This window comes from Agrobacterium sp. K11 (genome assembly GCF_059429395.1).
In genome coordinates this window covers 22184-36725 of sequence record NZ_JCAHRB010000003.1, presented here as the reverse complement: position 1 = coordinate 36725, position 14542 = coordinate 22184, and the positions used below count along the sequence as shown (strand labels likewise).

Below are 14542 nucleotides of genomic sequence, written 5' to 3'. Positions count from 1 at the left end.
AAATGAGCAATCAGATTGAACGTGCAGAAAAGTTTCGAAGCTTGCACATTCCGGGCGATCCCATCGTCCTTTATAACATCTGGGATGCAGGAAGCGCGATGGCCGTTGCCCGTAGCGGTGCGAAGGCCATTGCAACCGGAAGCTGGTCCGTTGCTGCCGCGCAAGGCTATTCGGATGGTGAGGAGATGCCGCTTGATGACGCACTGGCGGTCGTCGCTCGAATAATGAAATGCATCGATCTGCCTCTCACTGTGGATTTTGAAGGCGGTTATTCGAGTGATGCTGCAACGGTCAGGCGCAACGTAGGTCGTCTGCTCACCCTCGGTGTCATCGGATTGAACTTCGAGGATCAGGTGGTGCACGGGACGGGCCTCTATGATGTCGATTATCAGGTGGACCGGCTTCGAGCTATTCGCAGCGCTGCCGAAGACCACCGTGTCCCGGTCTTTATCAATGCGAGAACGGACGTGTTTCTCAAGGCAGATGAGGGCATCGATCATGCGGTCTTGCTGGATGAGGTGCTCGCTCGCGGGGCAGCCTATAAGGCGGCAGGAGCAGATGGTTTTTTCGTGCCCGGGCTAAAAGACAAAAAGCTGATCAAAGAAATATGCGACCGCACGACTTTACCGGTCAATGTTATGATATCGGGCGACCTGAAAGATATACGAGAGCTGGCAGACCTTGGTGTGGCCCGGATCAGTTTTGGCCCCACGCCATACATCAAAGTTGCCGGAGACTTGGAAAACAGCGCACGCGTTTTTGCCTGAAAGCAACTCTTGTACTGACCTGATCTCGTCATTGCTGAGGTCAGAGTCGGAAGAGCGGCGTTAGCCCGGCTGGGTCGGCCTTGGCGGAAAAACACTTTGCAGCTCGAGTTTTCGGCCGACTGGATGGCTGGGAGTGCGAGCTGCAATGAATGGCGGGAAGCGTCCTGACCGCCCTGGCGACTTAGGCTCGGTGCAATCCTAGGAATTGGCAATCCTTTGCCATCAAATAATGACAAACCTTGACGCCCACCCACTCAACTCCTATTCTCAATCTTACGTGCACGTAAAAGTAATAAAATACTCATCAGGTTGTCTGACAATTGAGTGGCGTGCGACATGTTTTGCCGCTATGGAAGCTCGACAAAGGCGTCGTGCTTTGCGAAGACAGGCTAGGGCGAATGTGTTGTCGCAGACTGACTTTTCGGCCAGTGCAGGCAACACGGTGCGAATGCCGGAAGCGGATATAACAACAGCCGGATGGGACCGGCGAGGTGAGAGGACAAGATGACGGAAGCGATGGAACTGCCGGAACGCGAAGCGATGGAATTCGACGTTGTGATCGTCGGTGCGGGTCCTGCGGGCCTTGCCGCCGCGATCCGTCTGAAGCAGGTCGAGCCGGAGCTTTCGGTCGTCGTTCTGGAAAAGGGTGCTGAAGTCGGCGCGCATATTCTCTCAGGTGCCGTGGTTGATCCCATCGGCATCGACCGGCTTCTGCCCGGCTGGCGTGAGGAAGAGGGGCATCCCTTCAAGACCGAGGTCAAGGACGACCAGTTCATGTTCTTAGGCCCTGCGGGCTCCATCCGTCTGCCGAACTTCATGATGCCGCCGCTCATGAACAATCACGGCAATTATATCGTCTCGCTTGGGCTGGTCTGTCGCTGGCTGGCGGAAAAGGCGGAAGCGCTCGGCGTCGAGATCTATCCGGGCTTTGCCGCCACCGAAGTGCTTTATAATGAAGAAGGCGCAGTGATCGGTGTCGCCACCGGCGATATGGGCATCGAGAAGAACGGTGAACCCGGCCCCGCCTTCACGCGCGGCATGGAGCTGCATGGCAAATATGTGCTGATCGGCGAGGGCGTGCGCGGTTCGCTCGCCAAGCAGCTGATTTCCAGGTTTGACCTTTCGAAAGATCGCGAACCGCAGAAATTCGGCATCGGTATCAAGGAACTCTGGCAGGTCAAGCCGGAACACCACAAACAGGGCCTCGTGCAGCACTCCTTCGGCTGGCCGCTCGGTTTCAAGACCGGCGGCGGCTCGTTCCTCTATCATCTGGAGGACAATCTCGTTGCCGTCGGCTTCGTGGTGCATCTCAATTACAAGAACCCCTATCTTTATCCTTTCGAGGAATTTCAGCGCTTCAAGACGCATCCGGCCATCCGCGACACTTTCGAGGGCGGCAAGCGCATTTCCTATGGCGCGCGCGCGATTACCGAGGGCGGTTACCAGTCGGTGCCGAAGCTGACTTTCCCTGGTGGCGCGCTGATCGGCTGTTCGGCCGGTTTCGTCAATGTGCCGCGCATCAAGGGCAGCCACAATGCGGTGTTGTCGGGCATGCTGGCGGCGGAAAAGATCGCCGCGGCTATTTCCGCCGGTCGCGCCCATGATGAAGTGGCCGAGATCGAGGCGGAATGGCGCGACGGCGATATCGGCAAGGACCTGAAGCGGGTGCGCAACGTCAAGCCGCTGTGGTCGAAGTTCGGCACGCTTGTTGGCGTCGGCCTTGGCGGTCTCGACATGTGGACCAACCAGCTATTCGGTTTCTCCGTTTTCGGCACGCTGAAACACGGCAAGACGGATGCGCAGAGCCTTGAGCCGGCCTCCAAACACAAGCCGATCGCCTATCCGAAACCGGACGGCGTTTTGACCTTCGACCGGCTGTCATCGGTGTTCCTGTCCTCCACCAACCATGAGGAAGACCAGCCGGTGCATCTTCAGGTGAAGGATATGGACTTGCAGAAGCGTTCCGAACACGACGTCTATGCCGGTCCCTCGACACGTTATTGTCCTGCCGGCGTTTATGAGTGGGTGGAGAAGGACGGTGAGGAGGTCTATGTGATCAACGCGCAGAACTGCGTGCACTGCAAGACCTGCGATATCAAGGACCCCAACCAGAACATCAACTGGGTGCCGCCGCAGGGTGGCGAAGGGCCGGTTTACGCCAATATGTGATGGTGATGCCGGTCTGCCGGCAACCTTCGTCTTGCCCGGGCTTGCCCCGGGCATCTGCAACCGATTGATTTCACGATACGTGGATGTATCCTCGCGACAAGCGAAAGGATGACGTCGCGTGCGCGAGGCATCGAAAGTCTCGTCCCCCCTAGTATTTGTGGATTGCCCTTCGATTTCTTACATATAGGATGTTGGGGTGTTGTAGCTTTGCATGGTCCATGGATTGTGGGTCAGGAATGCGGTAACGCCTTGAATGTGCATATGTTGCGTTTGGGCCGTCGCCCGGCGGCAGGAGTGATGGAATGTCCGGCTTTCAGAGGCTGAATATCGTGCGGAATACAAGGATCGTCGCCGGTCTGGCGGCAGGTATGGTAGTTGCCGTTTCGCTCAGTGGCAGCCCGCTGATGGCCGCCAGCTGCCGCGCCGACGCCATGGCCGGCATCGACTGGCGCGAATGCAACAAGCGCCTCCTGATGCTGGGCGGCAGCAACCTCGATTCGGCGATGCTTTACGGCACGGATTTCACTTATACGGATTTGCGCGGCTCCTCGCTGAAGGGCGCCAATCTTGAAAAGGCGAAACTCATCCGGACGGCTCTTGGAGAGGCGAACCTGCAGGGCGCCAACCTGACGAAGGTGGAAGCCTACCGCAGCGACTTTTCCGCCGCCGACGCCACCAGCGCAAAATTCATCAATGCGGAAATGCAGCGGACCAATTTCAACAAGGCCAAACTGGACGGCGCGGATTTTACCAAGGCTGAACTCGGGCGTGCCGAGTTTGAAGATGCCAGCCTGTCCGGCTCGAAGTTTTCGCTGACCAATCTGTCGCGTGCCAGCTTCCAGGGCGCAAAGCTCGGCGGCGCGGTGGATTTTGCCAACGCCTTCCTGCTGTTGACCCGCATAGAGGGGGTCGATCTTTCCGCCGCCACCGGCCTTGAGCAGAAACAGATCGACATCGCCTGTGGCGACGCCAAGACAAAACTGCCGAGCGGCCTGACGACGCCTGCCGCATGGCCATGCCCGGAAGATCCGGAAGACGATTGACCGGGAAGGGCGCGCTTTATCAGGCGCGCACCTCCCACTTCGTGTGACGTGAAGATCAAAAGCCCGAAAGCACGATCTTGCCCTTGGCCGTGTTGCTTTCAATCAAGGCGTGGGCCTTGATGAGGTTTGCGGCGTTGATGGTGCCGAAAACCTCGGTCAACGTCGTCTTGATCTTGCCGGCATCAACCAGTTCCGCAACGTGATTGAGCAGCTTGTGCTGTTCGATCATGTCAGGCGTCTGGAAAACCGCGCGTGCAAACATCATTTCCCAATGGATTGAAACGCATTTGCGCTTGAACGCCATGGCGTCGAAACCGCCGGCCGGATCGTCGATCAGCGCAAAACGGCCCTGCGGCGCAATGGTCGCCACGCTGTCTGGGGCGTGAATGTCGCTATGGGTGGTCGAGAATACGAAGCCCGGTGCACCAAGGCCAAGCGCTTCCACCTGCGGGGCAATCGGCTTGCTGTGATCGACGACATGATGCGCGCCGAGGTCTTTGGCCCATTGCATCGTTTCCGGCCGCGAAGCCGTGGCAATGACGGTGAGATCGGTCAGTGCGCGCAGAAGCTGGATGGCAATCGAGCCGACGCCGCCGGCGCCACCGATCACCAGAACAGCATTTGCCGCACCCGGAACGGGCTCTGTCACCCGCAGCCGGTCGAACAGCGTCTCGTAGGCCGTGATCGCGGTCAGCGGCAGTGCCGCCGCTTCCTCGAAATTCAGCGACTTCGGTTTGGCGCCGACGATGCGCTCATCGACCAGATGGAATTCGCTGTTGGAGCCGGGGCGGTTGATGACACCAGCGTAAAACACCTCGTCGCCGGGCTTGAACAGCGATACCTTGTCGCCGACGGCTTTCACCACGCCCGCCGCATCGAAGCCCAGCACGCGGGCAGCACCGTTTTCCGGCGCCTGGTTGCGGCGAACCTTGGTGTCAACAGGATTGACCGAAACGGCCTTCACCTCCACCAGAATATCATGCCCCGTCGCCTCCGGCTGCGGCAGGTCGAGGTCGATAAGGGCATCCGTTGCGGTAATGGGCTGGCTCGTCTTGTAACCGATGGCGCGCATGAACAGTCTCCTTTGCTTGTTTGCGTGCCTCTTACTTGATACATATGAACATCGATCGCAAGAATGCACATTTTGTGATGATACATACAAAAAGGATACTGTGATGTCGCGACCGCGCGCCAAGCTTACCGGCAATTTTCCGGGCTGCCCGGTGGAGTCTGCCTTGAGTTTTCTCGACGGCAAATGGAAAGGCGTGATCCTCTATCACCTCATCAACGAGGGCACCCTGCGCTTCAACGAGTTGCGCCGCCACATCCCAAGCGTCACCCAGCGCATGCTCACCAAGCAGCTGCGGGAACTGGAAGAGGCGGGCCTGATTTCGCGCACCGTCTTCCCGGTGGTGCCGCCGCGCGTGGACTATGCGCTGACGCCACTTGGCGAAACCATGAAGCCTGTGATCTCGGCGCTGAAAAGCTGGGGCGACGCCCATGTTGTGTGCAAGAACGGCGCGAAATACACCCTTCATCCTGAGCCTGCGGAGAAAGCAGCCTGAAAAATAACGGGTAAAACCAAGCCCTCCGGCACTTCATTTTCATGGTGCGATGCAACACGGATTTGCCCGGTTTGATGCATAATGCTGCGAATTCGATTCGCAGCAGGGACATCAAATCACATGAGCATCGGTTGGTTGGAGGCCGGATTTCTCGGCCTTTTGCAAGGACTTACGGAATTTCTTCCGGTTTCTTCAAGCGCGCATCTGAGGATAGCCGGGGAGTTTCTGCCCTCCGGTGCGGATCCGGGCGCCGCCTTCACGGCGATTACGCAGATCGGCACGGAAGCGGCGGTGCTGGTCTATTTCTGGTCCGATATCATGCGGATCGCCGCCGCCTGGCTCCGGCAGAACCTTCGCCTCGGACCCTATGACAAGTCCGATGCGCGGCTTGGCTGGCTGATCATCGTCGGCTCGGTGCCGATCGTGCTGCTCGGCCTGTTCTTCAAGGATGCCATCGAGCATTCGCTGCGCAATCTCTATATCACCGCCGTAATGCTGATTGTTTTCGGCATCATTCTCGGCGTCGCCGACAGGATCGGCAAGAAGCGCTACAAGCTGAACCAGCTGATCTGGCGTGATGGCATCCTGTTCGGTTTCGCGCAGGCTATGGCGCTCATCCCCGGCGTCTCGCGTTCGGGCGGCACCATCAGCGCCGGCCTGCTGTTAGGCTACACGCGCGAGGCGGCCGCACGATATTCCTTCCTGCTCGCCGTTCCCGCCGTGTTCGGTTCCGGTTTCTACCAGCTGTTCAAAAGCATCGGCGAGGAGAACCCTGTAGGCTGGGGCCAGACGGGGCTTGCAACCCTGATCGCCTTCGTCGTCGGTTACGCCGTGATCGTCGTCTTCCTCAAGCTGGTCTCCACCAAGAGTTACATGCCCTTCGTCTGGTACCGGGTGGTCATCGGGGTCATTCTTTTGGGACTTCTCGGAACGGGCGTTATCAGCGCTGGCGGTTGAGGGGTGCTTGCCCTGTCAAAAACGCTGCAAATGAAAAGGCCCGCTCTTTCGAGCGGGCCTTTTGTGTTTCAGAGCAGCGTGCCGCTGAGGATGACCAGCGCCACCGAGAAGTAGATGACGAGGCCGCTGACATCCACCAGCGTGGCGACGAACGGCGCAGATGCGCTGGCTGGATCCAGCCGCAGACGCTGCAGCAGGAATGGCAGCATGGAGCCGGCCAGCGAGCCGAAGGTGACGATGCCGACGAGTGCGGCAAAGACGGTGGCGCCCACCAGCAGCCAATGGTCGCCATAATCATAAAAGCCTGCCTGCTGCCAGATGGTCAGACGAAGGAAGCCGATGGCGCCGAGAATGCAGCCGAGCGTCAGGCCCGTCGGGATTTCCCGCAGCAGCACCCGCCACCAGTCCGAAAGCTTCAGTTCGCCGAGCGCCAGCGCCCGGATGATGAGCGAGGTGGCCTGCGAACCGGAGTTGCCGCCTGATGACATGATAAGCGGAATGAACAGCGTCAGCACGACGGCTTTTTCCAGCTCGCCTTCAAAATGCTGCATGGCGCTTGCCGTCAGCATTTCACCCAGGAACAGGGCAGCCAGCCAGCCTGCGCGCTTGCGGATCATGTCCGGAAAACCCATTGCCATATAGGGCTTGCCGAGTGCTTCCATACCACCGAACTTGTGGGCGTCTTCCGTGGTGTCGGCGATCATGGTGTCGATCACGTCGTCGACCGTGACGATGCCGAGAATGTGCGAATGATCGTCAACGACGGGAAGCGCCAGAAGGTCGTGCTTGCGGATGAGCCGGGCAACATCCTCCTGCGACATCAAGGGGCTGGCACAGACGATGCCTTCCTTCGATGCGACGGAGAGAATGGAGGCGCCGGCCTCGCCGGTCAGCAGGCGACGCAGCGTCACGACGGTGGACAGCGTTCCGTCCTGCGCCAGCACATAGATGGCATAGACCGTTTCACGCGACCGCTCGACGACGCGGATGTGCGAAAGGGTCTGTTCCACCGTCCAGTTATCCGGCACGCTGACGAATTCCGTGGTCATGATCGAGCCGGCGGTGCGCGGCGGATAACCCATCAGATGTTTGATGGAGAGCGCGGTCGTGCGATCCAGCCGGGAAAACAGCTTTGCGCGCGGCTCCTCGTCCATTTCCGCCATGACGTCGGCAACGCGGTCGTCAGACATCAGGTTGACGAAGCGGGCGGCCTGGTCAAGCGGAATGCCGGCAATGATGGCGGCTGCGTCATGCAGTTCCGGCCGGTCGAGAATGGCGACGGCCTTTGCCTGCGGCATGGCGAGCAGGGCGGCGACTGCCTCATGCGTATCGAGTGTGTTGAGGTGCTCGACGCGTTCTGCAATGGTGGTGGAACCGGCATTTCCGCTGCGGAGAAGACGTGCGGCCTTGCTGGCTCTCTGGGAGAGGGTGTGGAAGTTCATGATTGCTCACCTTTCCGTCGATTCGCCGATTACGACGAACGCGGTGGTGAGCCGACAGGTGCCGGATCAGTTCCCGTTCGCCGCTTTCGGCAAAGGCAATCGACTACTACTGTCGCTAGACATCAAATGATGCTCCGTTAAAATCCGCGCTGTGCCGGGTCACGGCCTGCGCGTAACGCCGTGTTGCGCCCGAAACCAAAAAGAGTCAAGCGAGCCGATCGTGAAATTTCCGTAAGGTTTATTGCAGGTGCCGGAACGGGTGTTCCGGCCGCTGAAAAACCGGCTTTCAGCCGGCTTTTGCGCGCCGTTCGACGGTGACGGACACAAGGAAAACGCCAAGCCCGAGAAGCGAAAGAACAGCGCCCACATAACCGGTGGAGGCATATCCATAGCCCATGGCGATGACCATGCCGCCAAGCCATGCGCCGAGCGCGTTGGCGATGTTGAAGGCGGAGTGGTTGGAGGCAGCCGCAAGCGTCTGCGCATCCGCTGCCACATCCATCAGCCGCGTCTGCACGGCGGGGCAGGCGGCAAAACCGCAGCCGATCAGGAAGACGCAGAGACACATCATGAACGGGTCATGCGCCGTCATGCCGAACACGGCCATGACCACCACGTTAAAGGCGAGCATGCCGCCGATCGTGCCGTTGAGCGAGATATCGGCCAGCCGCGAGCCGACCACATTGCCGACATTCATGCCGATGCCGAAGAGGGCGAGCACCATGGAGACGGTGGAAACCGGCATCATCGCGACATCGGTGGTGGTCTTGGCGATATAGCTGAAAACCGAGAACATGCCGCCGAAACCGACCGATGCGATGGCGAGCGTCAGCCACACCTGCACGCGGCGGAAAGCCCCGAGTTCACGCCAAACGCTGGCACCTTCCTCTACCCTGTCGCGCGGCTGGAACAGCCACAGCAGGGCGACGGTCAACAGCCCGATGCCGCCGACCAGCATGAAGGCCGCGCGCCAGGAAAGCATCTGCCCGAAGAAAGTGGCAAGCGGCGTTCCAAGCAGCGTGGCGATGGTGAGGCCGAGCATGACGCGGCCAACGGCGCGGGCACGTTTGTGGATTGGCGCCATGGAGGCGGCCACCAGCGCTGCAACGCCGAAATAGGCGCCGTGCGGCAGGCCGGTGATGAAGCGCAGCACGGTGAAACTCAGGAAATCAGGTGCGACGGCGCTCAAGATATTGCCGAGTGCGAAAAGTCCCATGAGGCCGAGAAGCAGAGTGCGCCGCGTCATGCGCGCAGCCAGCACCGCGATGATGGGCGCGCCGATGACGACACCCAGTGCATAGGCCGTGATGACGTAACCTGCCTGGGGCACTGTGACGCCATAGGTCGTTGCGACGTCAGGCAGCAGGCCCATGATGGCGAATTCGCCGGTGCCGATGCCGAAACCGCCGGCCGCAAGCGCCAGTTCGATGAGTGCGACGGCAAACGGCGTCAGTGCCACGGCAGGCCTTGCCGCAACAACGGTTTCACTCTCCGCCTCGAGGCGGGCTTCCGACAAATTCGAATGGCTCATTGCGACCTGAAAAGGGGGAGGACCCCACAGAAAAAAGGGCAAGACCGTATGGGAACGGCCTGCCCTGACTGGAGATGCGCGGTCATGAAAATGACCTTAAGTGATATCTAACATGAAATGATGCATTGCGGTAGAGCGATTCTCGGCAAAAGAGCATCTTCACGCGATGGTGTTTGGAACCCTATATAACCCCAAGCATTTACGCGCGGCTGCCTCACAGGATCAGGTTGGAAATATGAAGCTCATTGCAATTTTCAATCGTGACGGCGGCACCTTCCGCACCACGGATATGGATGCCTATTGCGACCACGCCCGCGAGGTCTTTTCCCGCGCCGGCCACACAATCGACTGCCGCGTGGTCTCCGGCAAGGAAGTCGTCGAGGAGATGGAACGCGCCGCCGATGAGCCTGATATCGAAGGCATCATTGCCGGCGGTGGTGATGGAACGATTTCGGCCGCTGCCGGTATCGCCTGGAAACACGGCATCGCGCTCGGTATCGTACCGGCCGGCACCATGAACCTGTTCGCCCGCTCGCTGAAGCTGCCGCTCGATATCCGCCACGTCCTGGAGACACTGGCGAATGGCGAGATCGCCAATGTCGATATCGCCAGCGCCAACGGCCGTCTTTTCGTCCACCAGTTTTCCGCAGGCCTGCATTCGCGCATGGTGCGCTATCGCAACAATCTCGCCTTCGCCTCCCGCCTTGGCAAGATCAAGGCAAGCGTCCGCGCCGCCATCAGCGTCATTCTCAATCCGCCGGTCTTCGAGGTGGAATATACGGTTAATGGCAAAACGCAGCGCCGCAAGGTGTCAGCAATTTCCGTCTCCAACAATGAATTCGGGCAGAACTCGCTTCTGGTCGCGGATAATGTCTCGGGCGGCCATCTCGGCTTCTATCTCACCGATCCCCTGCGCCCCTCGGGCGTGGCAAGGCTCGCTTTCGACATCCTGCGCGGCAAGCTGAAGGAAAACGCTGCGGTAACGGCCACGACCGTCACGGGTGTGGAACTTCATTTCCCCAAGAAGCGCCATGACGTGCGCTGCGTCATCGATGGCGAATTGCTGCCGATGGAGCGCGACGTGGCACTTGAAGTCCATGCCGGCGAATTGAAGGTGCTGGTGGGGCGAGGGGTCTTGGCGTAGCGCACCACCTCCATAACGCTGGAATCGAACCTGCTTAAAGGCAGCGGCGCATTTCTTCTCCCCGGCGGGGAGTAGAAACAAGCGGCAAGGCCGAGTCATCGTCTCGATCCCCCAAAAAACGCCAGTCTTGCCAAATCGAAGCCGCCCGGCCATGTTCGGTTGGGTGCGGCTCCGGAAGGCGCCGTCGTCTTTGCGGGAGTGCGATCTGTCATGAATGAAGTCTCCAAGCCGGTGTCCAACCTTGCCGCTATCGATGCCGCCCATCACCTGCACCCCTTTTCCGATATGGGTAAGCTGAACGCGAGCGGCACCCGCATCATCGAGCGTGCGGAAGGCGTCTTCATCTATGACAGCACCGGCAAGAAGTATCTCGACGCCTTTGCCGGACTATGGTGCGTCAATATCGGTTACGGACGCCGCGAGATCGCCGATGTCGTGCAGCGCCAGATGAACGAACTGCCCTATTACAACGCCTTTTTCGGCACTACGACACCATCAGCCACACTTCTGGCTCAGAAGATCGCTTCCCGTGCCGGGCCGAAGATGAACCATGTGTTCTTCACCAATTCCGGTTCGGAAGCCACCGACACCTGGTTTCGCATGGCACGGGTCTACTGGAAGGCGCTCGGCCATCCAACGAAGACCAAGGTGATCGCTCGCCGCAACGGCTATCACGGCTCTACGGTCGCCGGCGCTTCGCTCGGCGGCATGAAGTGGATGCACGAGCAGGGCAATCTGCCGATCGAGGGTATCGCCCATATCGGCCAACCCTATTGGTATGCGGAAGGCGGCGATCTCTCACCCGCGGAATTCGGCCTGAAGGTGGCCCGCGAACTGGAAGCGAAGATAGACGAGCTCGGTGAAGAGAATGTCGCGGCTTTCGTGGCGGAACCCATTCAGGGCGCCGGTGGGGTCATTGTGCCACCGGAAACCTACTGGCCGGAAATCGCCCGCATCTGCAAGGCGCGCAACATTCTGCTGGTGTCCGACGAGGTGATCTGCGGTTTCGGCCGCCTCGGTTCCTGGTTCGGCTACCAGCATTTCGGCGTGGAGCCGGACCTCGCGCCCGTCGCCAAGGGCCTGTCATCCGGTTATCTGCCGATTGGCGGGGTCATTGTGTCTGACCGGGTGGCGGAGGTGATGTTGTCCGAGGTCGGTGATTTCAACCATGGCTTCACCTATTCCGGCCACCCCGTCTGCGCCGCTGCTGCTCTGGAAAATATTCGTATCATCGAGGATGAGGGGCTGGTGGAACGGGTGCGGGATGATATCGGCCCTTATTTTTCGCAAGGCTGGAAAAGCCTCACCGACCACGAGTTGGTGGGTGAGGCAGTGAATGTCGGCCTCATGGGTGGCCTGCAGCTTGCGGCCGACAAGGCGACCCGCAGGCGTTTTGCCAAGCCGGATGACATCGGCACCGCCGTGCGCAACCATTGCCTGGCAAACGGCCTCGTCATGCGTGCCACCGGCGACCGCATGCTGGCCTCACCGGCGCTGACGATCAGCCGCTCGGAGGTGGACCAGATCATCGAGACTCTGCGCAAGGGGCTCGATCACCTGCGCGATACACCAGAGCATTTCCAATAAAAGCGCGTAGTTGTTTTACGTGCGGGAAATGCGACAAAAAACTCTAAGGGAGAAATGAAATGGCAGGACAGGAACATCACTATGCCGTTCAGGTGAAGTGGACCGGCAATCGCGGCAAGGGTACCTCGGGATACCGTGACTATGAACGCGACTACACGATTTCCACGTCCGGGAAAGCGGATATCGTCGGCTCTTCAGATCCCGCCTTTCGCGGCGATGCCTCCCGCTGGAACCCGGAAGACCTTCTGGTTGCCTCGCTCTCGGCCTGCCACAAGCTATGGTACCTGCATTTCTGCTCCGTCAACGGCATCATCGTTGAAGACTATGTCGACAATGCCGAGGGCACGCTGGTGATGGAAAAGGACGGCGCCGGGCAATTCAGCGAGGTGGTGTTGAAACCGGTCATCACCATCTCGAAGGGTGATCTTGCGCGGGCTGATGAGCTGCACCACGATGCCCACGACAAATGCTTCATCGCCCGGTCGGTGAATTTTCCCGTGCGTGTGGAGGGGACGGTGAAGGTGGTTTGAGACGGATGTAGTTGCTTCCCCAGCGCGCGTAGCGGATTATTTTGCTCGGCCCAAATTCAACGTCATCCTCGGGCTTGACCCGAGGATCCATAGTCGACCGGTGGTGGATCCTCGGGTCAAGCCGGAGGATGACGACGGAGAGGTTTCCAGCCTTTGCAGCGCCTCAAGGTGTCTGAGCAACATCACCACCTTGAGGACATGGATGCGCAAATTTACTGGAATGCCGTCTCGTAGAAGCTTCTGAGCTTGCGCGAATGCAGCGTTTCCGTTGGCATGGCGGCGAGTTTCTGCACGGCGCGGATGCCGATCTGCAGATGCTGGGCAACCTGCGTGCGGTAGAACTCCGTCGCCATGCCCGGCAGCTTCAATTCGCCGTGCAGCGGCTTGTCGGAGACACAGAGGAGGGTGCCGTAGGGCACGCGGAACCGGAAGCCGTTGGCCGCGATGGTGGCCGATTCCATGTCGAGTGCGATGGCGCGCGATTGCGACAGGCGCTTGACCGGGCCCGCCTGGTCGCGAAGCTCCCAGTTGCGGTTGTCGATCGTGGCGACGGTGCCGGTACGCATGATGCGCTTCAGCTCGAAGCCCTCGTAACCGGTGACTTCCGCAACCGCACCTTCCAGCGCCAGCTGCACTTCCGCCAGAGCCGGGATCGGCACCCAGACCGGCAGGTCGTCGTCCAGAACGTGATCCTCACGCACATAGGCGTGTGCCAGCACATAATCGCCAAGGCGCTGGCTGTTGCGCAGGCCGGCGCAATGGCCAACCATCAGCCAGGCATGCGGGCGCAGCACGGCGATATGGTCGGTGATCGTCTTGGCGTTGGAAGGGCCGACGCCGATATTGACCAGCGTAATGCCGGCATGGCCCTTTTTCTTCAAGTGATAGGCTGGCATCTGCGGCAGGCGGCCAAGCACCGCATCCGTATCCGGCCTGTCGCAACCGGCGGTGGTGATGATGTTGCCCGGCTCCACGAAGGCCGTGTAGCCTTCGCCACCATTCTTCATCAACTGCCGCGCCCATGCGGCGAATTCGTCGATATAGAACTGGTAGTTGGTGAACAGCACGAAGTTCTGGAAATGGCTGGCGCTCGTTGCCGTATAATGGCTGAGGCGGGCCAGCGAATAATCGATGCGCTGCGCGGTGAACGGCGCAAGCGGCGCGGGTTCGCCGGGCACCTGATCATATTCGCCATTGGCAATGAGATCGTCGGTGTTGTTGAGATCCGGCGTGTCGAAAAGATCGCGCAACGGCACGTCGGACAGCGAGGATGCCGCCGCCGCCTCGACATAAGCGCCTTCGCCAAAGGCGAAATGCAGCGGAATGGGCGTGGCCGATTCGGCAACCGTCACCGGAACGCCGTGGTTCTTGATCAGAAGCCCCAGCTGCTCTTTCAGGTAGTGGCGGAAAAGCTCCGGCCTGGTGATCGTCGTCGTGTAGACGCCGGGGGAGGTGACATGGCCGTAGGAAAGGCGCGAATCGACATGACCGAAAGTGGATGTCTCGAGGCTGACCTGCGGATAACAGGCGCGGTAGCGGCCGGTAATCGGCGCACCCTTGGCAAGTTCGGTGAAGGAGTTGATGAGGAACGCCGTATTGCGTTCGTAAAGCGCGGTCAAAGCCTCAACAGCTTCTTTCGGCTCCGTGAACGTCTGCGGCGCGAAAGGCTCGGGGCTGATGAAGGAGAAGGGCGGAATCGTTCGTTTTGCTATTGTCATGGCCCATTATAGGAGGCCTATTTCGACAGGCAAGCGACAGAAATACGAAGAAACTGAAAAGAAACGGAAAAATGGCTGCGGCAAAGGGC

At 59.7% G+C, this 14542-nt stretch carries 12 protein-coding genes; 8 read left to right on the top strand and 4 right to left on the bottom strand.

Annotated features, from left to right (window positions below; all coding sequences use genetic code 11):
* The first annotated feature begins 2 nt into the window (after positions 1-2).
* The 3 genes from AC5SEO_RS05325 to AC5SEO_RS05315 all read left to right on the top strand — a co-directional run bounded on the left by AC5SEO_RS05325 (position 3) and on the right by AC5SEO_RS05315 (position 3979).
* Positions 3-767 carry an isocitrate lyase/PEP mutase family protein gene (locus AC5SEO_RS05325; RefSeq protein WP_065658115.1) on the top strand — a complete coding sequence of 255 codons (765 nt, stop codon included), beginning with the start codon at positions 3-5 and terminating at the stop codon, positions 765-767.
* Positions 768-1271: 504 nt separating this feature from the next.
* Complete coding sequence (locus AC5SEO_RS05320; RefSeq protein WP_003512172.1) at positions 1272-2936, top strand: electron transfer flavoprotein-ubiquinone oxidoreductase; 1665 nt, start codon at positions 1272-1274, stop codon at positions 2934-2936.
* Between the two features lie 302 nt (positions 2937-3238).
* A complete protein-coding gene (locus AC5SEO_RS05315; RefSeq protein WP_003512182.1) occupies positions 3239-3979 on the top strand; it encodes a pentapeptide repeat-containing protein in 741 nt (246 codons plus the stop codon).
* Positions 3980-4034: 55 nt separating this feature from the next.
* Here the strand turns inward: AC5SEO_RS05315 and AC5SEO_RS05310 are convergent, their stop codons facing one another.
* Positions 4035-5051, bottom strand: coding sequence for a zinc-binding alcohol dehydrogenase family protein (locus AC5SEO_RS05310; protein ID WP_019564052.1), 1017 nt, complete (start codon positions 5049-5051; stop codon positions 4035-4037).
* Positions 5052-5154: 103 nt separating this feature from the next.
* On the opposite strand from AC5SEO_RS05310, the gene AC5SEO_RS05305 reads away from it, so the two are divergent.
* On the top strand, positions 5155-5544 hold the full coding sequence (locus AC5SEO_RS05305) for a winged helix-turn-helix transcriptional regulator (RefSeq protein ID WP_013635769.1): 390 nt from the start codon (positions 5155-5157) through the stop codon (positions 5542-5544).
* 120 nt (positions 5545-5664) lie between these two features.
* Positions 5665-6501, top strand: coding sequence for an undecaprenyl-diphosphate phosphatase (locus AC5SEO_RS05300; RefSeq protein WP_003512187.1), 837 nt, complete (start codon positions 5665-5667; stop codon positions 6499-6501).
* A gap of 68 nt (positions 6502-6569) precedes the next feature.
* Here the strand turns inward: AC5SEO_RS05300 and mgtE are convergent, their stop codons facing one another.
* Together mgtE and AC5SEO_RS05290 are read right to left on the bottom strand one after the other, a co-directional pair.
* Positions 6570-7943 carry a magnesium transporter gene (mgtE, locus tag AC5SEO_RS05295; RefSeq protein ID WP_013635773.1) on the bottom strand — a complete coding sequence of 458 codons (1374 nt, stop codon included), beginning with the start codon at positions 7941-7943 and terminating at the stop codon, positions 6570-6572.
* A 286-nt stretch (positions 7944-8229) separates the two neighbouring features.
* On the bottom strand, positions 8230-9474 hold the full coding sequence (locus AC5SEO_RS05290; RefSeq protein WP_013635774.1) for an MFS transporter: 1245 nt from the start codon (positions 9472-9474) through the stop codon (positions 8230-8232).
* A 235-nt stretch (positions 9475-9709) separates the two neighbouring features.
* Between AC5SEO_RS05290 and AC5SEO_RS05285 the strand changes: the two genes are divergently transcribed.
* The 3 genes from AC5SEO_RS05285 (at position 9710) to AC5SEO_RS05275 (ending at position 12735) form a co-directional block, all read left to right on the top strand.
* A complete protein-coding gene (locus tag AC5SEO_RS05285) occupies positions 9710-10618 on the top strand; it encodes a diacylglycerol/lipid kinase family protein (protein WP_013635775.1) in 909 nt (302 codons plus the stop codon).
* Positions 10619-10828: 210 nt separating this feature from the next.
* Entirely contained in the window at positions 10829-12205 is a 1377-nt protein-coding gene (locus tag AC5SEO_RS05280; protein ID WP_019564050.1) for an aspartate aminotransferase family protein, read from the top strand.
* A 59-nt stretch (positions 12206-12264) separates the two neighbouring features.
* Positions 12265-12735 carry an OsmC family protein gene (locus AC5SEO_RS05275; RefSeq protein ID WP_038490422.1) on the top strand — a complete coding sequence of 157 codons (471 nt, stop codon included), beginning with the start codon at positions 12265-12267 and terminating at the stop codon, positions 12733-12735.
* Between the two features lie 212 nt (positions 12736-12947).
* Here the strand turns inward: AC5SEO_RS05275 and amn are convergent, their stop codons facing one another.
* Entirely contained in the window at positions 12948-14453 is a 1506-nt protein-coding gene (amn, locus tag AC5SEO_RS05270) for an AMP nucleosidase (RefSeq protein WP_174068107.1), read from the bottom strand.
* Positions 14454-14542 lie beyond the last annotated feature (89 nt).